The sequence below is a fragment of the Romboutsia sp. LXY-2 genome (assembly GCF_056171995.1).
In genome coordinates this window covers 481,410-507,723 of sequence record NZ_JBKFGI010000004.1, presented here as the reverse complement: position 1 = coordinate 507,723, position 26,314 = coordinate 481,410, and the positions used below count along the sequence as shown (strand labels likewise).

Genomic DNA, 26,314 nt, shown 5'->3' with positions numbered 1-26,314 from the left:
CCTATAAATCTAATAATTATAAGGAGTGAGTTAGATTTGGTGGAAGGAAAGCGAAGTACATCAGTTTTTAATATTGATGGAAGGCCATCGATATTAAAAACAATACCACTATCCATGCAACATATATTAGCTATGATAGTTGGTACGGTAACAGTTCCGATAATAATATCAGGTGCAGTAGGGGCTACGCCTGAGCAAAGAACATTACTTGTTCAATATGCACTAATAGCAGCTGGTATTTCGACGCTTATCCAACTATATCCAATAGGGAGTATTGGATCAAGACTACCGATCATCTTTGGTGTTGGATTTACATATGTTCCTACCATGCTTGCAGTTGGAGGTAAATATGGCCTTGTAAGTTTATTTGGTGCTCAGTTAATAGCTGGTATAGTTACTGTATTTATTGGGATATTTATAAAGAAAATTAGACGATTCTTTCCTAATATAGTTGCAGGAACTGTTGTTTTAACAATAGGGCTGTCTCTATACCCAATTGCGATTAAATATATGGCAGGTGGTGTGAATAGTCCAAATTTTGGAGATTTAAAAAATTGGGCAGTTGCATTCATGACTCTTGTTGTAGTAATAGGATTTAGCCAATTTGGAAAAGGATACGTTAAACTTGCAGCAATTTTTTTAGGTATAGTTGTGGGATATACGGTATCTGTGTTTTTAGGAATGGTTGATTTTTCACCAATTAAAGAAGCTGCTTGGTTTGCTATACCAAAGCCGTTAGAGTTCGGAATGGAGTTTCATATACCAGCTATAATATCCATGGTTGTTATAAGTATAGTAAATGCAATCCAATCTATAGGAGATTTATCTGCTACCACTATGGGTGGTATGAATAGGAATATTACTGATAAAGAACTTTCAAATGGTGTTGTAGGAAGCGGATTATGTACTATTGTAGGCTCAATATTTGGAGGTTTACCTACTTCTTCATATAGTCAAAATGTTGGAATAGTTGCAATGACAAAGGTAGTAAGTAGATTTGTGCTTGGAGTGGCTGCGATATTTATGTTGTTATCTGGTTTTATACCAAAGTTTGGAGCTTTAATGACTACTATACCATATTGTGTTCTAGGAGGAGCTACAATAACAGTTTTTAGCATGATTACTATGACAGGTATAAAACTAATTATTACTGATGAATTGTCATCAAGAAATATTACAATAGTTGGATTAGCAGTAGCTTTAGGTATGGGTATTACTTCTGTTCCTGAAGCATTAAGTGCATTTCCAGAATTTGTAAAAATGGTATTTGGTGAAACACCAATAGTAATAGCAACAATAGTTGCATTTACATTAAATATAATAATACCTAATAAAAGTTTAGCAGAAGAAGCAAAAGAAAGAGAAGAGATGGAAGAAAGCATATAGTTATGAATAAATTAAGTTGCTATAGAGGACTGAAATGATAAATTTAAATAATAGTTTAAGTTATTCAGAAACTAAATAGTTGAAAAGTAGGGGGAAACTATGTTTAAAGTTAAATTAGACATTAATGATTTTGTATATGAACTAGAAATAGAAAAAAATGAAACGCTTTTAAATGTATTAAGAGATAAGCTAGACTTAACAGGTGCTAAGCAAGGTTGTAATAGTGGAAGCTGTGGAGCTTGTAAAGTATTAATAGATGGTGAGGATGTTAAATCATGTAATACATTAGCTAAAAATTGTGAAGGCAAGAAGATTTATACAATAGAAAGTTTTTCAAATGGAGAAACTCTTCATCCTATTCAACAAGCCTTTGTAGATGCAGGAGCTGTGCAATGTGGTTATTGTATTCCAGGAATGGTAATAACGGCTAAAGCCTTATTAAATAGGAACTCTAATCCAGATGAATGTGAAATAAGAGAAGCGTTTAAAGAAAATCTATGTAGATGTACAGGATATGTAAAGATAGTTGAGGCAGTAAAGTTAGCTTCTCAAAAATCAGGGGTGATAGATAATGAGTAATGAAAAAATAATAGGAAATTCATATCCAATAAAAGATGCAGCTCTTAAAGTTACAGGGCAACTTAAATATGTAGGAGATATGAAACTACCAAATATGTTACATGCCAAGCTTTTATTAAGTGAAGTAGCCCATGGAAGAATCAAGAGGATTGATATTAGTGAAGCTGAAAAAGTACCTGGAGTAAGGGCAATTGCAACTTGTTTTAATACTCCACAAAGAAAATATAATAGTGCACTAAGATTTTATGAGCACAATATACCAGAAACAGAGTTAGTATTTTCAGATGTTGTTAGATTTGTTGGCGATAGAGTGGCAGCAGTGGCAGCAGAAACTGAAAAAGCAGCCAAAGAAGCTATTAAATTAATAAAAGTAGAGTACGAAGAGCTTCCATCAGTACTAACTATTAAGGATGCTATTAAAGAAAATGCTTATCCAATACATGGAGAAACTAACAAAGTAATAGAGATGAACTTAAGTGGTGGAGATGCTGAAAAGGGATTTAAGGAAAGCGATTTTGTTTTTGAAGATAGTTATGAAGTTCCCCCAATACACCATAGCGCAATAGAAACTCATTGTGCAATTGCACATTTTGATTATAATAATAAGCTTACATTATATACACCATCACAAAATACATTTGGATATAGGATAATATTGTCTCAAATACTGGATATGCCATTAAATAAAATAAGGGTAATAAGACCAGCTATAGGTGGTGCATTTGGTGGAAAGCTTGAGATGTCAATAGAGCCTGTTGTTGCAATATTATCTAAGATGACAAGACGACCAGTAAAGCTAGTTTTAACTAGAAAAGAATCTATAATAGCCACAAGAACTCGTCATGGAGCACTTATTAATATTAAGACTGGTGTAAAAAAAGATGGAGAAATAGTTGCCCAAGATATTGAGATATATACAAACACAGGTGCATATGCATCAAGTGCACTAAATGTTATGGGAGCACTTAGTCATAAGGTATACAAAGTATATAAAATACCTAACATGAGATTTAGGGGAATACCAGTATACACAAATACGCCTATTGCTGGGGCGATGAGAGGGTATGGTTCTCCTCAAGTATTTATGGCGCAACAAGCTCAATTAGGGAAAATAGCAAAATCTTTAAAAATAGATTTAATAGATTTACAAAATAAAAATGCGGTAGAACCAAATGGAGTAGATATTAGATTTAATTCTCCACTGGGTAATCCTAGGTTATTAGATTGTATTGAAAAAGGTAAAGAGTTATTTAACTGGGATGAAAAGAAAGCCATGCCAAATGAAGATGAAAAATACTATAGAGGAATAGGTATGGCAATAGGAGCTCATGGAAATGGAGTATTTGGAGCACATAGAGATGTTATAACACTTACTTTAAAACTAAATGAAGATGGAAGTTTAACATTAATAACAGGTGTTCACGATATGGGGAATGGATCAACAACGATGCAAACTATGATGGTTGCAGAAGTATTAGGTATAACGCCAGACAAAGTAGAAACATTAGAAGCGGATACGGATGCTTGTCCATTTAACTTAGGAGATTATGCAAGTAGAGGCGTTTTTGTTGAAGGTGGAGCAGCCAAAAACATTGCTGAAAAATTAAAGGAGTTAATATTAGAGGAAGGTTCAAGTATATTAGAAATAGATAAGGAAGATCTTTATTTAGAAGATGGATATGTAATTAGCAATTGTAATAAAGAAAAAAAGGTATCCTTAAGTGATGTAGCTGTTAGTAGTCAAAGTAAGAGTTATAAAGAGTTAATAGTTGTTGAAGACTTTGCATCTAAAGCTTGTATAACTTCTTATGGAGCTCATTTTGCTGAAGTCTTAGTTGATAAAAATACTAAAGAGATAAAGGTTGTTGATTATGTAGCAGTACATGATGTAGGCAAGGCTATAAATCCTATAAGCTTAGAAGGTCAACTAGAAGGTGGAGTTCAGATGGGTCTTGGATATGCTCTTAGTGAAGGGATAGAATTTAATGAAAGTGGTAAACCAACTACTACAGACTTTAAAAACTATAAGGTATTTAGGAGTAATGATATGCCAAACTTAAAAATTCACTTTGTAGAAGGTTTTGAAGAAGCAGGACCTTTCGGAGGGAAAAGTATTGGTGAATGTGCAGTTGTACCAGCTGCACCAGCAGTAGCCAATGCTGTTTTAGATGCTACGGGAATAGAGATTAATTCATTACCAATAAGAATATAATAATTATTTAATATTAGGGGGAAATTTTTTATGGCAAAGATATTAGGAATATGTGGAAGTCCACGTAAAGGAGCTACTGAATATGCAATACAACAAGCTTTAGAAGAAGCCACAAAAATACCAGGAGTTGAAATTGATTACTGGTCAGTAAGAGGTAAAAAAATATACCCATGTGTGCACTGTGATGCATGTATAAGAAAAGAAACAATGTGTATAATACAAGACGATATACAAGAATTAGAACAAAAAATATTAGAAGCTGATGGTTTTATAATAGGATCACCAGTATATGATATGAATATTACAGCTCAACTAACTGCAGTATTTAATAGATTAAGACCAATGTACTTAGTTCATCCAGGAAAACTTCAAAACAAGGTAGGAGCATGTATAACTACCGGTGGTACAAGATATGGAGGTCAAGAATTAGCAAAACTTCCTATAATTAATTTCTACTTAATGCATGAAATGTTAGTTTCTGGAGGTCTTGGAGGATGTTATATTGGTGGTACAATTTGGAGTAAAGATCAAAAGGTACAAGGTGCTATGGATGATTCAACAGGTATGGATACTATAAAAAGATTAGGTCAAGGTTTAGCTGAATCAGTAATGGTATCTAAGTATGGACTTGAAATATGGAATAAGAGAAAAGATGAAATAAGTTTTGTTCAAGATGAAAAATCACCTATAAGAGACCACTAAAGTAAAGGTAAAATTAATATAAACATATTGTAATTAGGTAGTTTGATGATTTATAAATATGAAATCTTAAGCTACCTTTTAATTGTTAAAAAAAAGTTATTCTCCATAAATTATGATATAATTAATTTAACAAACGGGTATTATTAACATTAAATGGGGTTGAGGGAGTATGAACAAAAATGATACAGCAATATATGATGGAATTGAAGTATATAATATTTGGGGGACAACAACAGTAGATTCTATTATTGGTAAGTCTGAAGTAATGATGAAATTAAAAAATAAGATAAAGAGAATAGGAAATAGTGATTCTACTGTTTTAATTACTGGTGAAAGTGGAACTGGAAAAGAATTAATTGCAAGGTCTATACATTTAGCAGGTCATAGGGGGAATAAAACTTTTGTTGCTATAAACTGTGCAGCGATACCAGAACAATTACTTGAAAGTGAACTTTTTGGATATGCAAAAGGAGCATTTAGTGGAGCTGATGCAAAGGGAAAAGTAGGGAAATTTGAACTTGCTAATGGTGGTGTTGTTTTTTTAGATGAAATAGGGGACATGCCATTACAACTTCAAGCTAAAATACTTAGAGTCCTTCAAGAAAAGAAATTCACAAGAATAGGATCAAATGAACTTTTAGACATTGATGTAAGAATTTTGTGTGCAACTAATAAAGATTTGTATAAGTTAGTTGAGTCAGGCAAATTTAGAGAAGACTTATACTATAGATTAAATGTTATACCTTTAGAAGTTCCTCCTCTTAGGGATAGAGGGGAGGATATATACTCACTAATAGATAACTTTATCGATAAATATTCTAGAAAACTAAAGAAAAATGTTAACTATATAGAGCCTGAGGTAGAAGATATTTTGATAAAATATCCGTGGCCAGGCAATATAAGGGAGCTAGAAAATTGCATTGAGCTAGCAATAAATTTATTAGAAGAAGATGGTGTTATTCATAGAGAACTTATTCATAAAAGAATATTAGATTATTTCAAACTTAGAAAGAGTAATATAAATGCTTTAAAGTCAGGAGAATATGAGATAAATTCTGAGGAAGATATTTTAACATTAGAAGAATTTGAAAAAATATATATTAATAAAGTATTAAGTTTCTATGGAAGTGATACTAAGTCAAAAAAATTAGTAGCTAAAAAACTAGGAATATCTTTAGCAACATTGTATAGAAAATTAGAATAGTAATTTAGAACACTCACACTAATATGTGGGTGTTTTTTATATTTATAAATTTATGAAACTATATTGTATAGGTTGATTATAAAAAACTATAAACATTCTCAATTCTAGAATTGAGAATGTAATTGTGAGAAGAATAATGAGAAAATTTATATATATGAAGAATTCATATAAGATAATTAATTCGAAAAGCTTATAACTGGCATTATATCAACATTTTATAATAGTGTAAAAAAAAATATAAAACAATAAATTTGGCATATAACTTGCATATATAAATGATGTATAAAAAATTAACAAAGTCACAGGGGGATAAAGTTATGTTAAAAGAGATAAAGTGGAAAGTGAATAACCTTCCAAAGGGAGATAAAGAAAAGTGTATTAATTTCTTAAATGAAGATGAAATAAAGAAAGTTAGAAATTTCCATAAAAGCTTTCCTCAGTACAAGGAAACTCCATTAGTAAATCTTGAAAAACTAGCAGAAAAATTAGGGGTAGCAGGGGTTTATGTAAAGGATGAATCTTACAGATTTGGTCTTAATGCATTCAAAGTTTTAGGAGGGTCTTATTCTATGGGTAAACACTTAGCTCAAAGATTAGATATGGATATTGATGAGCTAGGATATGAAAAAATAACATCGCCAGAGATAAAGGAAAAACTAGGAGAGATAACATTCTTTACAGCAACTGATGGAAATCATGGTAGAGGTGTTGCTTGGACCGCTAATAAATTAGGTCAAAAGTCTGTTGTTTATATGCCTAAGGGATCTTCTGAATATAGATTAAATAAGATAAAAGATGAAGGATCTGACGCTTCAATTACGGATTTAAACTATGATGATGCAGTAAGACTTGCCACTAAACATGCTGATGAGTGTGGTGGATTAATAGTTCAAGATACAGCTTGGGATGGATATGAAGAAATACCAGCATGGATAATGCAAGGATATGGAACTATGGCACAAGAAGCAGTTGAACAATTAAAAGAATATGGTGTTGAAAGACCAACACATGTATTTGTTCAAGCTGGAGTTGGGTCACTTGCAGGAGCTGTTCAAGGTTATGTAGCATCAATTTATGATGAGTGCCCAATAACGGTAGTAGTGGAAGCTGATGAAGCAGACTGTTTTTATAAATCAGCAGAGGCTGGAGATGGTAAACCAAGATTTGTTGGTGGTGATATGCCAACGATAATGGCTGGTCTTGCTTGTGGTGAACCAAACACAATAGGATTTGAAATACTTAAAAATCATGCTCATGCCTTTGTTTCTACACCTGACTGGGTATCTTCAAAAGGAATGAGAATACTTGGAAATCCATTATCAGGAGATGAAAAAGTAGTATCTGGAGAATCAGGAGCTGTTACTACTGGATTATTAGCCGCACTAATGGAAAAAGAAGATTTAAAAGAATTAAGAGAAGCATTAAAGTTAGATGAAAATTCTAGAGTTTTACTAATAAGCACAGAAGGAGATACAGATCCAGATAAATATAGAAGTATAGTATGGGATGGAGAACACTCAAGTATATAAGTTCTAAGTAGTAAAGTAAAATCAGATATTAATAATTTATAAAAACTATTAGGGGGAAGAAATGATGTTAGATGCAGTAAGTTCAAAAGCATTATGTGAAGATAGAAAACTAGAAGTTACAGAAATATGCCAAAAGTTAATACAAAATCCGAGCGCATCAGGAGAAGAAGAAAATGTTGTTATAGCAATAGAAGAATCTTTTGAAAGATTAGGTTTTGATAGTTGGTCAAGAGATAAGTACGGTAACATTATAGGATGCATAAAAGGAAATAGACCAGGAAAGAAAATATTATTTGATGGCCATATAGACACAGTACCAGTACCAGATCCTAGTAAGTGGAGTGTGGATCCATTTGGCGGAATAATTAAAGATGGAAAAATATATGGAAGAGGAACTTCTGATATGAAGGGGCAATTTACAGCAATGATGTCTGCCGTATCTTATTTTGCTAAAGATACTAATAAAGATTTTGCTGGAGAATTGTACGTAGCAGGAGTTGTACATGAAGAAATATTTGAAGGTGTATCAGCTAGAGAAATAAGTAAAGCTATAAATCCTGATTATGTTGTTATAGGGGAATCTTCAGAACTTAATCTAAAAATAGGCCAAAGAGGTAGAGGAGAAATAGTGGTTGAGACTTTTGGTAAGCCAGCTCACTCTGCTAATCCAGAAAAAGGTATAAATGCTGTGTATAAAATGTCTAATTTAATAAGTAGAATACAAGAATTAGAGCCACCAACTCAAGAAGAGTTAGGAAAAGGAATACTAGTATTAACTGATATAAAATCTTCTCCATATCCAGGTGCATCTGTAGTACCAGATTATTGTAGAGCTACATTTGATAGAAGATTATTAGTAGGTGAAACTAAAGAAGGTGTCTTAGCACCAATCCAAGATTTATTAGAAAAAATGATGAGAGAAGATGGAGAATTAAATGCTAAGGTTTCTTATGCTGTAGGATCTGAAATGTGTTATACAGGAAATAAAATAGAGAGTGAAAGATTCTTCCCAGGATGGGTTTATGATGAAAGTGATGAATTTGTACAAGCTGCATATAGAGGATTAAAAGAAGCTGGAGTAGACTGTGAAATAACTCAATATTCATTCTGTACAAATGGAAGTCATTATGCTGGAGAAGCCGGAATAAAAACAATCGGGTTTGGACCGTCTAAAGAAAACTTAGCTCATACAATAGATGAATATATAGAACAAGAACAGTTATTCATAGGAACAGAAGGATACTATGGAATATTAAAGTCAGTATATAATGATAAGTAAAAAATTATATTAAAGATAAAAAAGTGTTGAGGTACAAATTTAACTACCTCTGCAAAAATAGGAGAATGGTATGGGAGTAATTTTAAAAGGTGGGAACATAGTTACTTCCACCAAAACTTTTGAAAGTGATATAAGAATAGATAATGATATTATCGTTGAGATAAAGGAAAATATAGAAAACACTAATGACGATATTATAGAAGTCAAGGGATGTTATGTTATTCCAGGAGGAATAGACACTCATACACATTTTGATATGAATGCAGGTACTACATTTACTGCAGATAATTTTTCAACAGGAACGAAGGCTGCAATAATGGGTGGAAATACAACTATTCTTGACTTTGCAGAATGTGATGAAGGTGAGAACTTAAAGGAAGGATTATACTCTTATCATAAGAAGGCAAATAACAACTGTTATTGTGATTACGGATTTCATATGACAATTACTAACTTAGAAGAAAAAACACTTGAGGAAATGGAAGAGTTAGTAAAATGTGGTGTGACATCATTTAAGTTATATATGGCATATAAAGATGTATTGCAAGTGGATGATGGAGTGATTTATAAAGTCTTAGATAAAGCAAAGAATCTAGGTTGTATTGTAGGGTTTCATTGTGAAAATGGGGATTTACTAGATGCAATGATTAAAGAGATGAAGGAAAAAGGGAATCTAAAACCTAAGTATCATCCACTTACAAGACCAAATTTATTAGAAAAGGAAGCTGTATCAAGACTTATAGATATTACAAATCTTACAAATTCAAAATCATATATTGTTCATCTAAGCTGTAAGGAAGCTTTAGAATGTGTAAAAGAGGGAAGAAGGAATAATGTGAATTTAGTAGTAGAAACTTGTCCTCAATACTTACTTTTAGATGATAGCTTATACAATAAAGATGGGTTTGAAAGTGCAAAATATGTTATGAGTCCACCACTTAGAAAAAAAGAAGATATAAATTATCTTTGGGATGGCTTAAATAATGGAGACATACAAACAGTAGGAACGGATCATTGTTCCTTCAATTACAAGCTACAAAAAGAGATAGGTATAGAGGATTTTAGTAAAATACCAAATGGGGCCCCTGGAGTAGAACATAGAATACCACTATTATATACTTATGGTGTATTAGAAAATAAAATTAGTATAAATAAGCTAGTAGAAGTAACTTCAACTAACCCTGCTAAAATATTTGGAATGTATCCACAAAAAGGTGAGATTGAAATAGGAAGCTTAGCTGACTTAGTTGTTATAAATCCAAATAAGGAAGAAACTATCACATATAAGACACAATATCAAAATGTAGACTATACGCCTTATGAAGGATTTAAGGTAAGTTGCAGTATAGATCATGTGTTCTTAAGAGGAGAGCATGTTGTTATAGATAAAAAATTAAATGTAAACAAGCCGATGGGCAAATTTATAATAAGAAAAACTTATTAAATATTAGGGGGAATAGAAATGATAGATATATTAATAAAAAATGCAATTATAGTAACTGTGAACGAAGAAAGAGAAGTTTTATTTGATGGAGCTTTAGCTATAGAAGGAAATAGAATAGTAGATATTGGAAATAGTAATGATTTAGTAGGTAAGTATGATGATGCTAAAAAAGTAATAGATGCAAAAGGCAAAGTATTATTCCCAGGTTTTATAAATACACATAACCATTTATTCCAAACTTTATTAAAAGGTTTAGGAGACGATATGGTACTGAAGGATTGGTTAGAAACTATGACATTCCCAGCTGCAAATTATTTAGAACCAAAAGATACTTATCATGCAGCTATGCTTGGATGCGTTGAAGGACTAAAAAGTGGTATAACTACAATGCTTGATTATATGTATCCACACAGTAAGGCAGGATTATGTGATGGAATAATAGATGCATATAAAGAACTAGGAATTAGAGGTATTCTTGGTAGAGGATGTATGAATACAGGGGCTCAATTTGGAGTGCATCCTGGAATAATGCAAGATGTAGAAGAAGTAGAGAAAGATGTAAGAAGATTATTTGAAGCTCACCATAATAGTGAAAATGGAAGAATAAAAATAGGGGTAGCACCAGCTGCTATTTGGTCTAATACTCAAGAAATGCTTGAAATGTTATGGAGAGTAGCAAAAGAATATGATGCTCTGTTTACAGTTCATATATCAGAAACACCATTTGATAGAGAAGCAGCAAAAGAGTTACATGGTCAATATGATATAGATGTATTAGAAAAACTAGGAATACTTGGACCTAATGTATTAATGGTTCACTGTGTATATTTAACAGAAGAAGATATGGAATTAACTAAAAAATATGATATGAAAGTATCTCATAATACTGCAAGTAACATGTACTTATCTTCAGGGGTTGCACCAGTACCAGAAATGTTAGAAAAAGGAATTACAGTATCTCTAGGAGTAGATGGAGCTGCAAGTAATAACTCTCAAGATATGATAGAACTTATGAAATTAACAGCGCTTCAACATAAAGTAAATAAATGTGACCCACTAGCAATTTCAGCTGAAAAGGTATTAGAACTTGCAACAATAGATGGAGCAAGAGCTGTTGGATTAGAAAATGAAATAGGATCTTTAGAAGTAGGAAAGAAAGCGGATATAGTAATATTTAACCCTATGTTATCACCAAAATCAATACCAATGCACAACCCAGTATCTACATTAGTTTACTCTTCTTCTATGCATAATATTGAATCAGCAATAGTAGATGGAAGAATAATAATGGAAAATTCTAAGATATTAACTTGTGATGAAGAAAAGGTTTTACGTGATGCTCAAGATGCTGCAGAAAGATTATGTGAAAGAGGAAGTATAACTAATAGAATGGAAGGTCACAAGTGGAACAACAAGTACCAAATTAGTGAAGTAGGGGTGAATTAGTTGTTTATACAAGTTAACATAAATGGAAAAGAAAAAAAAATTGATGTAAGGCCAGATGAGTTTTTAGCAGATACACTAAGGGAAAATGGATATGTAAGTGTAAAAAAAGGTTGTGACACAGGATCTTGTGGACTATGTACTGTAATAGTAGATGATAAAGCATGCTTATCTTGTAACTATCTTAGTGTAAGAGCTGATGGAAAAAGTATACTAACACTTGAAGGTGTTACCGAAGAAGCTAAAGAGTTTGGGGAATTTTTAGCTATCCAAGGAGCAGACCAATGTGGATTTTGTGCTCCTGGATTTATAATGATGGTTTTAGCAATGAAGAGAGAACTTAAAAATCCGTCAGAAGAAGAAATAATAGATTACCTAAATGGAAATCTTTGCAGATGCACAGGATATAAAGGTCAGCTAAGAGCAATTCATGAATATTTAAATGCACAAAAACAATTTGATATGGGGAGATAGTATGATAACTATAAAAGAATATGTAGTTGCAAATGATTTAGATCATGCTTATGAATTACTGAGGTCGAAGAAAAATAATATTATTTTAGGTGGATGCGGATTTATAAAACTAGGGTCTAAAAATATTAATATGGCTATAGACTTAAAAAATATTGGCTTAGATTATATAAAAGAAAATAATGAAGAAATTTTAATAGGAGCGGATGTTTCTTTAAGAGATTTAGAGATAAGTCCTGTAATAAAAAAATTTTGTAATGGATTTATATCAAATGCTCTTTCAAATATTGTAGGTGTACAGTTTAGGAATAATGCGAGAGTTGGGGCTAGTGTTTTTTCAAAATATGGTTTTTCAGATTTAATACCAACATTACTTGTATCTAATGCAAAAGTTAAGCTTCATAATAAAGGGATACTTAGCTTAGAAGAATTTTTAAATAATGATTTAGAAAAGGATGTATTAGTAGAGATTATATTACCTAAGGTTGATGGCTGTGGAGTATTTGATTCAATAAGAAAGTGTACGGGAGATTTCTCAGTAATAAACGGAGCTATGTTAAAGGTTAATGATGAATATAAAATTTCAATAGGTGCTAGACCTCAAAGAGCAGCTATTGCTTATAAGGGCAGTGAAATATTAACAAAAGAAAAAAATATTAAAAAAGCAGTTGAGATGATTAGTGATGAACTTACATTTGGAAGTAATATGAGAGCTAGTAAGGAATATAGAGCTGATATGGCAAAATCTTTAGTTTGTAGAATGTATGAAAATCTAGGAGGTGAGTGTGGTGATAAGTAAGGGAGTAAGAAAAATAGATAGTGAAAGTATAGTAACTGGAAAACCAATATATACAGAAGATCTTATTTATCATAAAGACGTGCTAACAATAAAACTTCTTAGAAGCCCACATGCATTTGCTAGAATAAAAAATATTGATACTTCTAAGGCTTTGAAAGTACCTGGAGTAGTAGCAATATACACTTATAAAGATGTACCTAAAAATAGATATTCAATGGTTGGTGAAGCTTATCCAGAGGCATCTCCTCATGACCAATATATATTAGAAGAAGTAGTTAGATATGTAGGTGATGAAGTAGCAATAATAGCAGCAGAAGATGAGCGTGCAGCGATTAAGGCTATGAAACTTATAAAAGTAGAATATGAAAGATTAGAGCCTATACTTAATGCAAAAAAAGCAATAGGTCATAAATCAATAATACATCCTGAAGAAGATCTATTCTGTCCTTTTGATTTTGGATTAGATGCATCTAAAAACATAGCATCTCAGTTTGAAATGAATAAAGGTAATGTAGATAAAGAATTTGAAAACTGTGATGTAATAGTAGAACAATCTTATTCTACTCAAGCTCAATCACATTGTATGATGGAAACTCACAGAGCTTATTCTTACATTGATGAGCATGGAAGAATGGTTATTATATCAGCTAATCAATCAGCTTATCATATGAGAAGACAGGTAGTAAGAGCATTAGGATTACCAGAATCAAAGGTTAGAGTAATAAAGCCAAGAATTGGAGGAGGTTTTGGTGGTAAAAACATAGCAGTATGTGAAATATATGCTGGATTTGTAACTTGGATGACTAAAAGACCGTCTAAGCTTATATACACAAGAGAAGAAACATTTGGAATGACCAATAGTAGACATGAGATGTTCTTTGATGTAAAAGTAGGAGCGGATAAAGATGGAAATATAAAAGCTATAGATATGAAGGCTTTAAATAACACCGGTGCTTATGGAGATAATGGTCCTGCAGTAACAATGGAAGCCGGTCAAAATGTACTTCCTACATACAATGATATACCTGCATTAAGATTTGATGGAAAAACAGTATATACAAATGTGGTACCAGGTGGAGCACTTCGTGGATATGGAGCAACACAAGGAACTTTTGCACTAGATAGTGCTATAAATGAACTTGCTAATAAATTAAATATGGACCCTGTTGAACTTAAGTTAAAAAATATAATTAAAGGTAAAACTGAAGGCGGAGTAACACATCATCCAGTAAGAACTTGTAATTTAGATAAGTGTATTGAAAAAGGTAAAAAACTTATAGGATGGGATGAAAAGTTCCCTAGGAAAGAAATAGGAAACAACAAAGTAAGATCTGTTGGTGTAGGTATAGCTACTCATGGTTCGGGAATAGCAGGAATAGATATGGCTATAGTAACTATAAGTATGGAAGAAGATGGAACTTACAAATTATTATCTGGATCATCAGACTTAGGAACTGGCTCAGATACAATAATAGCTCAAATTGCGGCACAATCTTTAAATACATCAATAGATAGAATATCTGTACATACAGGGGATACGGATATGTGCCCATATGACTCTGGAGCATTTGCATCATCTACTACTTACGTTACTGGAGGTGCAACACTTAAGGCAGCGAATAAGCTTAAGGAAAAAATATTAGGTGTAGCGCAAAAAAGACTTAATGTTGATATTGAAGACTTAACGTTATACGAAGATAGAGTAACTCATAAAAAAGATGATAGTATCTTTGTATTATTAAAAGAGTTAGGTCAAAGCGCGGTAGGTGGTGGAGACCAAGAAGTATTAACGGTAACTGAAAATAATGGTATAAAAGAAAGTGCAAAGCCATTTATAGCTGGATTTGCTGAAATAGAATTAGATAAAACTACTGGAGAATTTAGTGTTATAAACTATGCATGTGTAGTTGATTGTGGTACAGTAATAAACCCAACACTTGCTAAAATACAAGTAGAAGGTGGGGTTACTCAAGGGATAGGTATGGCAATGTATGAAGATCCTAGGTTTGGCAAAGACGGAAAGCTTTATACATCTAACTTCTTACAATATAAAGTTCCTACTAAAAAAGATATAGGAAATATAATGGTAGATTTTGCAGAGACTAATGATCCAACTGGACCATATGGTGCAAAATCACTAGGAGAGGTAGTAATTCACACTCCACTTCCAGCAATAGCAAATGCAGTTTATAATGCTGTTGGTGTTAATATAAGAAATCTTCCTATAACAAGTGAAAAAGTATATATGGAAATGAAAAGAAACAATGAGGGGAGAGAAGAAGATTGTTTATCATTAAATGCAAATATTTAATTTCCTCAGTTGATAATATATTAGTGAATCATTCATTAGTAGTTAAAGATGAATGTATATTAGATATAATGCCTAATAATGAAGTTTGTGAAAAATATAAAGATATAAAAGTAATAGATAAGTCTGATGCTATAGTAATGGCAGGATTTATAAATGGTCATATGCATCAATATGGTGTTTTATCAAGAGGAATACCTACAAATGTCCATTTCAGTGATTTTGAAGGTTTTTTAAATGACTATTGGTGGCCATTTATAGAAAATAGAATAGGACTAAGTGAAGTAAAAGCAACTACAAAAGCTTCAGCAATAGAACTTATTGAATCTGGTGTTATAGGATTTATTGATACTCTTGAAGCGCCAAATGTTGAAGATGGAGCATTAATAGAACAAGCAAAGATTCTTCAGGATATAGGAATAAAGGCAGTAGTTTCACTAGAAAGTTGTGAAAGAATAAGCCTTGAAAATGGTATAAAATGTTTAAAGGAAAATTCAGATGCTATTAAGTGGTGTAGAGAAAATAGTAACTTAGTTAGTGGAATTATGTGCACACATACAAGTTTTACTTGTAGTAAAAATTTCTTAGAAAAAGCTAAAGAAGAAGCTGATAAGCTTGATGCACCATGGCAGTTTCATTTGTCAGAAAGTATATATGAACCTAATTATATAAAGAAGCATTTTAATAATAAGCCAGTTAATTATTACAGTGAGTTAGGATTGTTAAATAATAAAGTATTAGCATCACAATGTGTTAAGGTTGATGAAAGTGAAATTGAAATATTAAAAGAAAAAGATGTAAAAATTGTTCATATGCCACTATCTAACTGCGAGGTAGGTGGAGGATTTTCACCAGTTCCTAAGATGTTAGAAATGGGAATAAGGGTTGCTCTTGGTACTGATGGTTATATAAATGACTTTTTTGAAGTTATGAGAGGCGCATTTTTAATGCATAAATCATGCTTAGAAGATGCATCAGTAATGCCAGCTAAGCTAGTACTAAAAATGGCAACCGAACATGGAGCACATGTATTAGGTTATGAAGATAGCGGTAAGTTAATAGCTGGCAATAAAGCTGATATTATTGTTATTGAAGATGAATTTAAGACACCTATAACACTAGATAACATATTTGATCAAATAGTAGTTCAAGGTAGAAAAGAATTTGTTTCAAATGTATTTATAAATGGAAGACATGTGTTGAATGAAGGAAATGTAGTTGGGATTAATAAAAAAGAAGTAGTTAGAGAAATGAAAGAAGTTGCTACAGAATTTTGGAAGATGAAAAAAGAATCGTTAGCATAAAAATATAGAGATAATAAAGGGGATAAACAAAATGTATAACTTTTTAGGGAGAGATTTAAAATCACCATTCATAATTGGTTCAGGGCCATTAACATATAGTGCAGCTGGATGTAAAATACTTAGTGATGCAGGTGCAGGAGCTGTAGTTACAAAGACAATAAGAAAAGAAAGAGCAATAAATCCATCTCCACACATGGTAAGAAATACTACTAATGCATTAATAAACAACGAAAAGTGGACTGATTTTGATCCGGAACAATGGATAAACTATGAAATACCACAAATGAAAAAAGATGGGGTAGTTTGTATTGCTTCAGTAGGTCATACACTTGAAGAAAGTAGTGTACTTGTAAAGCAAGTAGAAGATGCAGGAGCTGATTTTATAGAGTTAGTATCATATGACCATAATGACTTAATACCAATGTTAGAAGATGCGAAGTCAAAGGTAAATATACCTGTAATAGTAAAGCTACCAGCTATGATTGAAGATATAGCTGGATTATGCAAAAAGCTTGAAGAAGCTGGGGCTGATGCAATAACAGCTTGTGACTCTATAGGACCAGCATTTAGGATAGACATAGAAACAGGAAAACCTCTATTGGGAGGAGATGGATTTGGGTGGTTAAGTGGTGAAACTATAAAGCCAATAACTCTTCATAAAATCTATGAAATAAGAAAGGAAGTTAACATCCCAATAATAGGATTAGGTGGATGTGTAAATGGAGATGATGCACTTGAAATGATAATGGCTGGTGCTAATTTTGTTGGAATATGTTCAGTTGTAATATTAAAGGGTGCACCAGTTATAGGAAAAATTCATAATGACTTAAACAAAAATCTAGAAAGGTTAGGATACTCTTCAATTAGTGATGCATGTGGAGTGGTTTATAAATACATGGGCGAAGTAAATGAAGGAGAAAGCTTTGAGTTTGTATATGACAAAGAAAAATGTACAAAGTGTAAAATGTGCGAAAAAGTATGTGCATACCAAGCTAGAAAGTTAACTGATGAAATGGAATTAGACGAAAAAGAATGTAGATACTGTGGTTTATGTGTTTCAGTTTGTAGACCAAAAGCATTACAAAATAAAGAAAGAATGGCAGTAGTTAATTGCTAATAATAATATAAAAATAAAGATAAATAATAAAAGTCTAAAAGAAAATATTATTATTGGAAAGATGCACTAGTGTTAATATAGTGTATCTTTTTTTATAATAATAGTAAATTATTGATCATACACCAATAGATAATATATTCAATAAGAATAGTATTTAAAAAAGTTATCATTTAAAGGGTTTCAATATGAAACTTTTTTATTATAATTAAAGATAGGGATATATGACAAGGGGTGATGTTATTTTACAAAAAATGATAGATATAAGTAAGGGAGATATAATAACAGTTGTTGGAGCAGGTGGTAAAACTTCTTTTATTAACTATTTTGCAAAGTATTACAGAAATAAATTAAAAGTCTTATTAACTACAACAACAAAAATTTATATTCCTGATATTAATAGCTATGACAACATATTAATGCTAGAAGAAAATGTTAATATAGCTTTTAATAAGGAATTAGGCGTAACTGTATGTGGAAAATATATTAACAAAGATAAAAAGATAGTAGGTCTTGATTTTAAAGACTTAGATGAAATAAAAAATAATTTCGATTTAATCTTGATAGAAGGCGATGGGTCTAAGTGTAAGAAGCTAAAAGGATGGAATAAAACTGAGCCAGTAATTTATAAGGATAGCAACAAAACTATAGGGATATTAGATATAACAGCTTACAATATGAAAATCAATGAAGAAAACGTTCATCGATTAGATGAATTTTTAAAATTGACAGATACAAAAGAAGATAGAATAAATTTAATACATTTTAAGGATATAGTATTAAGTGAAAATGGATTATTTAAAAATGCCATTGGTGAAAAATTATTATTTATTAATAAAGTAGAAAATGAAGAATATGAAAATATAGCTTTTGATTTAATAAATACAATAAATAACGTGAAACATGACATTAAGATATATTATGGAAGTATTAATCAAAACTTTTATAGATATATAGAAAATTTCTAAAAGAGGTTTTATATGATAACAGGTATAATAATGGCTTCTGGGTTTTCTAAAAGAATGGGCAAAAATAAGCTTTTAATGGAATTTAAAGGTAAAACATTAATAGAAAATGTTTTTGAAGAGTTAAAGAAAGTTCCTCTTAAGGAAGTAGTTGTAGTAAGTCAATACAATGAAGTATTAGAAATAGGAAAAAAATATGGTTTTACCTGTGTACTAAATGAAAAATCTCATTTGGGACAAAGTGAGTCAATAAAATTAGGGATTATAAATTCACTTGATAGCGATGGGTATATGTTCTTTGTTGGAGATCAGCCTTTAATAGATGAGAAATATATAAATATTCTAATAGAAGCTTTTTATGAAGATAAAGAACATATTATTATTCCAAGGCATAAAGAGAAAAATGGAAATCCAGTAATTTTCCCAAGAGAGAAAAAAGAAGAACTTTTAAGTTTAAGAGATGATGAAAGAGGGAAAAAAGTTATTAAAAATAGTAACAAAGTTAAATTTGTTCAAGTAAGTGAAAATATGCTTTTAGATGTTGATACAATTTATGACTTTGAAAGGATAAAAAAATTAATATAAAAATAGAGGTGTTGAGTATGAGACAAATAAATACAGTAGATGCAGTTGGACATGTTTTATGTCATGATATTACTAGAATAGTTCCTGGTGAGTTTAAAGGAAGAGCATTTAAAAAGGGGCATATAGTAAGAGAAGAGGATATACCAGTACTTCTATCACTTGGTAAAGACCATTTATATGTATGGGAAAATACTGAAGGCTTAGTACATGAAAATGATGGAGCAATATTTTTAAAAGAATTAACAGCAGGCGACAACTTGGATTTTAGTGAAATCAAAGAAGGAAAGATAGATTTTATTGCTAAGGTGGATGGTTTATTAAAGATAGATGTAGATAAATTATTAGAGTTAAATTGTATTGATGATATTATGTTATCAACACTTCACAATAATTATGTAGTACATAAAGGATTAAAAGTTGCTGGTACAAGAGTAATACCACTATTAGTAGAAGAAGAAAAATTAAATGAAGCAAAAGAAGTCGTTGGGGATAAAAAAATTGTTAATATTGTTGAAATAAAACCTAAAAAGGTAGGTATTGTTACAACTGGAAATGAAGTATTCCATAAAAGAATAGTAGACAAATTTGGACCAGTTATAGTTTCTAAAGTAGAAAAATTTGGATGTGAAGTAATTGGTCAAATAATATGTTCAGATGATAAAGAAATGATAAAAAAAGCAATATCAGATTTTATAGAAGAAGGTGCAGAGCTAATTTGTTGTACTGGTGGAATGAGTGTAGACCCTGATGATGTCACACCTACAGCTATTAAAGAAAGTGGCTCTGATATAGTTACTTATGGTTCTCCAATATTACCTGGGGCAATGTTCTTACTAGCATATCATAATGAAGTACCTATAATGGGGATACCAGGATGTGCAATGTACAATAGTACAACGGTATTTGATGTAATATTACCAAGAGTATTAGTAAATGAAAAATTAACCAAGAGGGATATAGCTGAATATGGACATGGTGGCTTATGTATGAATTGTAAAGTATGTACATATCCAGCTTGTAACTTTGCAAAATAATATAATTAAAGGACAATGGATATAAATCTTACTATTATATTAACAATAGTAAATGTAATTGCTAGAATGAGGGGATAAAATGAATAATATTATAGTAGTTAGAGGTGCTGGAGATTTAGCTACAGCAGTAATTTGTAAATTGCATAAGAGTGGATATAAAATAGTAGCTTTAGAAGTTGAAAAACCTTTAGCTATTAGAAGACAGGTAGCTTTTAGCGAGGCAGTTTATGAAAATGAGTGGACTGTAGAAGATGTAACTTGTAAACTATGTAAAGATAAAAATGATATATACCAAGTATTAAATGATAACAAAGTGGCATTAATTGTTGATCCTAGTGGGATAATAATTAATGAAATAAAACCTAGTGCAGTTGTTGATGCAATTCTTGCTAAAAAAAATCTAGGTACAAATAAAGAAATGGCTAATCTTACTATTGGATTGGGTCCAGGTTTCTGTGCTGGAGAAGATATACATGTAGTTATTGAAACTATGAGAGGACATAATTTAGGAAGAGTAATCTCAAAAGGCAAGGCAAAAGAAAATACTGGTATTCCAGGTGTTATAAATGGAGTATCTAAAGAAAGAGTAATATACTCTCCTTGTAATGGTACTGTTAAAAACGTAAAGGATATAGGCGAAATAGTTAAAAAGGGAGAAATTATTACCTATATAATTGATGAAGAAGGTAATAGTCATGAAGTTAAGGCAACGATCGATGGATTACTTAGAGGTATAATAAGAGATGGTGCAGATGTTAAAGGTAATCTTAAGATACTTGATATTGACCCAAGGATAGGTGAAATAAAAAATTCTTATACAATATCAGACAAAGGAAGATGTATAGCAGGTGGAGTATTAGAAGCCATTTTATCTCATGGTGTTTTACCAATTTATTAATTATTTTATTTAAAGACTCAATTGAAGGGACTGTGTTTTACGGTCCCTCTCTAATTTATTTTCAAAACCTTGCTAAAAAAAGTAAAAAAAAGTATAATGAAAATAATTTTGATAAATAACTTTAGAGTGTTAAATAACTGAAAAGAAAGGAATAAAAATGCATAGAATTATACATAAATCAAAGGATTTTATATATCCTATTATAACCTTCTCTTTAATACTGATTCTATGGCAGCTTATAGTTACCATCTATGATATACCTCAGTATATAATGCCATCTCCTCTAGAGATATTAAAAGTGTTTTATACAGATTATCAAAATTTGTATGTAAACACATTAGTAACTCTTTATGAAGCTACTTTTGGGTTTGTAGTCGCAATAGTATTGGCATTAGCAATTGGGATTCTTATGGATTTTATTCCTATGTTCAAAAAGTGTTTCTATCCAATTATGTTAGTGTCTCAAACAATTCCAACTATAACAATAGCGCCACTTTTAATAATATGGTTTGGGTTTGATAGTTTACCTAAAATAATAATGGTATCAATAACTTGTTTTTTCCCTGTTTTAGTAAGTTTTGTAGATGGTATAGAAAATATAAATAAAGACTATATAAACTTGTTTAAAACTATGGAAGCTAGCAAGATAAGTACATTTATACATTTGAAATTTCCCATGGCTATAGAAAATTTATTCTCAGGGCTTAAAATATCAGCAACATATGCATTTGTGGCTGCAACAGTAGCACAATGGCTAGGCGGTAGTATAGGGCTAGGAGTGTATATGGTAAGAGCTAAAAGTGCATATGCACTAGATAAAGTTTTTGCTTCAACAATTATAGTAGTAATATTTAGCTTATTATTTGTACTAACAATACAGATAATAAAAAGATTAATAATAAAGCATAAGTAATAAGGAGGTATTTATATGAGAATCAAAAGTAAATTAGTAATACCAATTATATTATCATTATCACTTGGTATTCTAAGTGGGTGTACAAGGGAAGAATCAATTAAAAGAGAAAATGAAAAAGTAACGGTAGTGCTAGATTGGACTCCAAATACAAATCATACAGGGTTATATGTAGCTCTTGAAAATGGATATTACAAAGAACAAGGTTTAGATGTAGAAATAGTGCAACCTTCTGATGGTGCTGCGGCTACATTAGTTGCAACAGGTAAAGCAGACTTTGGTATAAGCTACCAAGAAGATGTAACTTTCGCAAAAACTAGTGAAGACCCATTACCAATTAAAGCAATAGCAGCAGTAATACAACATAATACTTCTGGTTTTGCTTCACCTAAAGATAAGAATATTAACACTGTCAAAGATTTTGAAGGAAAAACTTATGGAGGATGGGGATCTCCATCGGAAAAAGCAACTCTTGATGCTGTTATGAGCAAGCAAAATGCTGATTTTAACAAAGTAAAGATTATTGATGTTGGAGAAGATGATTTCTTCACAGCAACTAAAAAAGAAATTGATATATTTAATATATTTGAAGGATGGACAGGAGTAGAAGCTAAGGTAAGAGGAGAAGAAATAAACTATATAGCTACAAAAGACTTAGATGAAAGGTTAGATTATTACACTCCAGTTATAATATCAAATGATAAGTTACTTAATGAAAATAAAGAATTAGCTAAGAAGTTTCTAAAGGCAACAAGCAAAGGTTATGAATACTGTGTAGAAAAGCCTGAAGAAGCAGCAAATATTTTATTAAAATATGCACCTGAAATAGACAAAGAACTGGCTATAGAAAGTCAAAAATTCTTAGCTGATAAGTATATAGATGATGCATCTAGATGGGGTGAAATGAAGGATAGTGTTTGGAATAATTATACAAGCTTTTTAATGGAATATAATTTAATAAATAAGGATATGAAAGCAGAGGAAGCATACACAAATGAGTTCTTGCCAGAGTAAATTAAAAATATCATTAAAAAATGTATCTAAGTATTATGATAATGTAAAAATCTTAGATAATATAAATATTAAAGTCTATGAGGGTGAAATTGTAACTATTATAGGGCCTAGTGGTTGTGGAAAAAGTACGATATTTAATATAATCACAAAATTAATAAATGAAGATAATGGAGAAATAAGGGTGAATGGCAAATATAGCTATATGCATCAAAAAGATCTATTACTACCATACAAAACTATAATTGACAATGTTTCAATGCCATTAATATTAAAAAAAGAAAAAAAGAGTAAGGCTCATGAATATACAAAACAGTTTTTTATTGTATTTGGTTTAGAAGGATACGAAAATAAATATCCAAGTGAACTATCTGGTGGAATGAGGCAAAGGGCAAGCTTTATGAGAACATTTATTAATTCAAATGACATAATGCTATTAGATGAACCATTTGGAGCTTTAGATTCAATCACTAAATCATCAATGCAAAACTGGTTATTAGACATAACAAGAAAGATTAATCCTACGATTTTAATGATAACTCATGATATTGATGAAGCTATAATATTAGCAGATAGGATATATGTTATGTCAAATAAGCCAGCTAATATAAATAAAGAATTTATATTAGATAAAAAGATTTACAATAATCAAAATCTAGAAAATGTGGCAAAATTAAAAAAAGAGATATTGCTTTACTTAAAGTAGGTGAATGAATATGTATATTGATTTTCATAACCATATGGACTTTTATAAAGATGACAAATTAAATAAAGCCATAAAGGAAATAGAAGCAAATAATATTAAAATAATATCTTGTGCTATGGATGAGGAAAGTTACAAAGATAATTTAGAAATAAGTAAAATGTCAGAAAATATAATATCTACTTTTGGTATTCATCCATCAAAAGTTGGCAGAGACAATTATGATTTTGATAAATTAGACGAGTATATTAATAAGAGTAAGCTAATAGGAGAAGTTGGACTGGATTTTTACTGGGTAGAAGACAAATCATATTATAATAAACAAATAGACATATTTAAATATTTCATAAAAAAAGCAAAAGAATGTAATAAGTATATAAATGTGCACACAAAAGGTGCAGAAGAGCTTGTATATAATCTTATTAGAGATTATGATGTATCAACACAATCTATTATTCATTGGTACAGTGGAGATATCCAAACTTTGAATAAATTAATTGATGCAAAATGTTATTTTACAGCAAGTGTAGACTTAAAGTACAATGAAGTATCTAGAAGTATTTTAAATAATATACCTTTTGAAAAATTACTGGCGGAAACAGATGGTCCTACAGCTCTAGAATGGGTAAATGGAAAATATGGAATGCCAATAGAAATAATAAATGTATATGAAAATATATGTAAGCTAAAGAATGTAGATATAAATGAATTTATAGAAAATACAAACATCATATATAATAAAATTATAAATGCATAGAGAATATTAAAAATAGTCATCTAAAGTAGAGGTTTTTTTACCTCTACTTTTTTTGAAATATTTTTAACAAACATAAAATAACATGTGAAATTATATATTATAAAAAATAAACTTTTTAGAGTTGTGGTATTTTTATATAATAGTTGTATAATTATATAAAATAATATTAATTATAGAGGTTGATAATATGAAAAATAATACTCAAAAATACGATGATGAGTTAATTGTAAAATACAAAGATAAAGAAATTAAAGCAAATTTAATATATAGAGCTAGAAAAAGTATAAGTATTCAAATAAAGCCATTAGATAATATAGTTGTAATAAGCCCTAAAAAAGTATCTAAGAAATTTTTAAAAGAAGTGTTAATAGAAAAGGGAGATTGGATATTAGAAAAGATAGAACAATACAAAGGAATAGAAGAATTTTACAAAGAAAAAGAATATGTGAGTGGTGAAAAATTTTACTATTTAGGTAAAGAGCATGCTTTAGAAGTGATAGAAGATTTATCATTAAGAAACAATAAAGAAAAAACTTTTATAGAAGCTAAAGACAATAAGATTAAAATAGTAAGTAGTAACCTAGAAAAGGAATATTTAAAAGATAGTTTAAAGAAATGGTACAAGAAAGAAAGTGAAAAAATAGTAATAGATAGAATATTATATTGTAGAGAAAAATCACAAATAATGATGAAGTTAATACCAAGTTCCGTAAAAGTTAAAGAGCAGAAGAAAAGATGGGGAAGTTGTACTTCAAAGAGGGATATTTATATTAATTCAAAAATATCTATGGCAAGACCGGAAGTAATTGATTATATATTAGTTCATGAATTTAGCCATCTCGTTCATATGAACCATTCTAAAGATTTTTATAACTTAGTAGAAAGTATAATGCCAAATTATAAAATTCATGAGAAATGGTTAAAAGATAATAGTTATAAATTAACTCTGTAAAATTTGTTTTTCTAAAACGATATATTTTGAATATAATCTTATAAGGTAATGAAATATTTGATTTGATTGGAGGTTTGTATATATGGATAAAAGTGATAATACAAAATTTCAAAATGAGAATCAAATAGATAACTCTAGTAAAAGTACAAGCCAAAGTAATAATGTATGTGCTAAAAGTAGCAAATCAAATCAAAATAAAAATTATAATTTTAAATGTGTAAAAAAGAGTAATAAATGTTCCTCAAAAAAAAAAACAACAGATTATAATACTACAAACAACAATAAACTGAATTTAGAACTATATAAGTATAGCTATGCTGATTTTGTACTACTATCATCAACCTTAGCTTACGGCATTAGTGAGGATTTAATTGATGCTGATATAGATATACTAATTACATTTTTGGGAATGTTAACTGCGGACCTAGCTCTCTTAAGGACAAAAAAAGGAATAATTGATGGTCTTGCTAAAGCAAAGCAAGCAGCAGGAAGCGCAGAAGAAGAAAGCGCTATTATTGGGGCAACAGAGGCAACACAAGGTGCAGAATCAGTAGCATCTGATTTAAGCAGGAAATTGAATAATAGTAAATTGAAAAGGGTTAAAAAGAAAAAAATTAAGAAAAAAAATAAAAATAATAAGAAAGTTAATGATAATAATAGTAAATACCAAAAAAAGAATTAAACTAACAGTATTATTTGTTTAAGATTATATTTAATAGTTT

Annotated in this window: 24 protein-coding genes; all 24 read left to right on the top strand. The window is 30.5% G+C overall.

Annotation, left to right across the window (positions count from 1 at the left end; translation table 11 throughout):
- Positions 1–36: 36 nt before the first annotated feature.
- Positions 37–1,386: a uracil-xanthine permease family protein gene (locus ACI48P_RS10705; RefSeq protein WP_475215513.1), complete on the top strand. Its 1,350-nt coding sequence runs from the start codon at positions 37–39 to the stop codon at positions 1,384–1,386.
- 99 nt (positions 1,387–1,485) lie between these two features.
- Complete coding sequence (locus ACI48P_RS10700; protein ID WP_475215511.1) at positions 1,486–1,965, top strand: (2Fe-2S)-binding protein; 480 nt, start codon at positions 1,486–1,488, stop codon at positions 1,963–1,965.
- A complete protein-coding gene (locus ACI48P_RS10695) occupies positions 1,958–4,177 on the top strand; it encodes a xanthine dehydrogenase family protein molybdopterin-binding subunit (protein WP_475215509.1) in 2,220 nt (739 codons plus the stop codon). Before ACI48P_RS10700 ends, ACI48P_RS10695 begins: the two co-directional genes overlap by 8 nt.
- Positions 4,178–4,207: 30 nt before the next feature.
- Entirely contained in the window at positions 4,208–4,879 is a 672-nt protein-coding gene (locus ACI48P_RS10690; protein WP_475215508.1) for a flavodoxin family protein, read from the top strand.
- Positions 4,880–5,048: 169 nt separating this feature from the next.
- A complete protein-coding gene (locus tag ACI48P_RS10685) occupies positions 5,049–6,083 on the top strand; it encodes a sigma-54 interaction domain-containing protein (protein WP_475215506.1) in 1,035 nt (344 codons plus the stop codon).
- Positions 6,084–6,400: 317 nt separating this feature from the next.
- Positions 6,401–7,612: a diaminopropionate ammonia-lyase gene (gene dpaL / locus ACI48P_RS10680; protein ID WP_475215505.1), complete on the top strand. Its 1,212-nt coding sequence runs from the start codon at positions 6,401–6,403 to the stop codon at positions 7,610–7,612.
- A gap of 61 nt (positions 7,613–7,673) precedes the next feature.
- Entirely contained in the window at positions 7,674–8,891 is a 1,218-nt protein-coding gene (locus ACI48P_RS10675) for a YgeY family selenium metabolism-linked hydrolase (RefSeq protein ID WP_475215504.1), read from the top strand.
- A gap of 70 nt (positions 8,892–8,961) precedes the next feature.
- Positions 8,962–10,335, top strand: coding sequence for a dihydropyrimidinase (gene hydA / locus ACI48P_RS10670; RefSeq protein WP_475215502.1), 1,374 nt, complete (start codon positions 8,962–8,964; stop codon positions 10,333–10,335).
- A gap of 18 nt (positions 10,336–10,353) precedes the next feature.
- Positions 10,354–11,781, top strand: coding sequence for an amidohydrolase family protein (locus ACI48P_RS10665; RefSeq protein ID WP_475215501.1), 1,428 nt, complete (start codon positions 10,354–10,356; stop codon positions 11,779–11,781).
- A complete protein-coding gene (locus ACI48P_RS10660) occupies positions 11,782–12,252 on the top strand; it encodes a (2Fe-2S)-binding protein (RefSeq protein ID WP_475215499.1) in 471 nt (156 codons plus the stop codon).
- Between the two features lies 1 nt (position 12,253).
- Positions 12,254–13,048: an FAD binding domain-containing protein gene (locus ACI48P_RS10655; RefSeq protein ID WP_475215498.1), complete on the top strand. Its 795-nt coding sequence runs from the start codon at positions 12,254–12,256 to the stop codon at positions 13,046–13,048.
- The gene (locus ACI48P_RS10650; protein ID WP_475215672.1) at positions 13,038–15,359 is read left to right on the top strand and encodes a xanthine dehydrogenase family protein molybdopterin-binding subunit; all 2,322 of its coding nucleotides are present in this window, start codon (positions 13,038–13,040) and stop codon (positions 15,357–15,359) included. The genes ACI48P_RS10655 and ACI48P_RS10650 overlap by 11 nt, the downstream gene beginning before the upstream one ends.
- Complete coding sequence (locus tag ACI48P_RS10645; protein ID WP_475215497.1) at positions 15,332–16,660, top strand: amidohydrolase family protein; 1,329 nt, start codon at positions 15,332–15,334, stop codon at positions 16,658–16,660. The genes ACI48P_RS10650 and ACI48P_RS10645 overlap by 28 nt, the downstream gene beginning before the upstream one ends.
- A gap of 31 nt (positions 16,661–16,691) precedes the next feature.
- Positions 16,692–17,777: a dihydroorotate dehydrogenase gene (locus ACI48P_RS10640; RefSeq protein ID WP_475215496.1), complete on the top strand. Its 1,086-nt coding sequence runs from the start codon at positions 16,692–16,694 to the stop codon at positions 17,775–17,777.
- Positions 17,778–17,998: 221 nt separating this feature from the next.
- The gene (gene yqeC / locus ACI48P_RS10635; protein WP_475215494.1) at positions 17,999–18,742 is read left to right on the top strand and encodes a selenium cofactor biosynthesis protein YqeC; all 744 of its coding nucleotides are present in this window, start codon (positions 17,999–18,001) and stop codon (positions 18,740–18,742) included.
- Positions 18,743–18,754: 12 nt separating this feature from the next.
- The gene (gene mocA, locus ACI48P_RS10630) at positions 18,755–19,324 is read left to right on the top strand and encodes a molybdenum cofactor cytidylyltransferase (RefSeq protein WP_475215492.1); all 570 of its coding nucleotides are present in this window, start codon (positions 18,755–18,757) and stop codon (positions 19,322–19,324) included.
- Positions 19,325–19,341: 17 nt separating this feature from the next.
- On the top strand, positions 19,342–20,358 hold the full coding sequence (locus tag ACI48P_RS10625; protein ID WP_475215491.1) for a molybdopterin-binding protein: 1,017 nt from the start codon (positions 19,342–19,344) through the stop codon (positions 20,356–20,358).
- A 79-nt stretch (positions 20,359–20,437) separates the two neighbouring features.
- Positions 20,438–21,256: a selenium-dependent molybdenum cofactor biosynthesis protein YqeB gene (gene yqeB, locus ACI48P_RS10620; RefSeq protein ID WP_475215489.1), complete on the top strand. Its 819-nt coding sequence runs from the start codon at positions 20,438–20,440 to the stop codon at positions 21,254–21,256.
- A gap of 151 nt (positions 21,257–21,407) precedes the next feature.
- The gene (locus ACI48P_RS10615; protein WP_475215670.1) at positions 21,408–22,169 is read left to right on the top strand and encodes an ABC transporter permease; all 762 of its coding nucleotides are present in this window, start codon (positions 21,408–21,410) and stop codon (positions 22,167–22,169) included.
- A gap of 15 nt (positions 22,170–22,184) precedes the next feature.
- Positions 22,185–23,183 carry an ABC transporter substrate-binding protein gene (locus tag ACI48P_RS10610; protein ID WP_475215488.1) on the top strand — a complete coding sequence of 333 codons (999 nt, stop codon included), beginning with the start codon at positions 22,185–22,187 and terminating at the stop codon, positions 23,181–23,183.
- Positions 23,164–23,886: an ABC transporter ATP-binding protein gene (locus ACI48P_RS10605; protein WP_475215484.1), complete on the top strand. Its 723-nt coding sequence runs from the start codon at positions 23,164–23,166 to the stop codon at positions 23,884–23,886. The genes ACI48P_RS10610 and ACI48P_RS10605 overlap by 20 nt, the downstream gene beginning before the upstream one ends.
- A gap of 10 nt (positions 23,887–23,896) precedes the next feature.
- Positions 23,897–24,640, top strand: coding sequence for a TatD family hydrolase (locus tag ACI48P_RS10600; RefSeq protein WP_475215482.1), 744 nt, complete (start codon positions 23,897–23,899; stop codon positions 24,638–24,640).
- Positions 24,641–24,827: 187 nt separating this feature from the next.
- A complete protein-coding gene (locus ACI48P_RS10595; RefSeq protein ID WP_475215479.1) occupies positions 24,828–25,592 on the top strand; it encodes a M48 family metallopeptidase in 765 nt (254 codons plus the stop codon).
- An 82-nt stretch (positions 25,593–25,674) separates the two neighbouring features.
- The gene (locus ACI48P_RS10590; protein ID WP_475215475.1) at positions 25,675–26,274 is read left to right on the top strand and encodes a hypothetical protein; all 600 of its coding nucleotides are present in this window, start codon (positions 25,675–25,677) and stop codon (positions 26,272–26,274) included.
- Positions 26,275–26,314 lie beyond the last annotated feature (40 nt).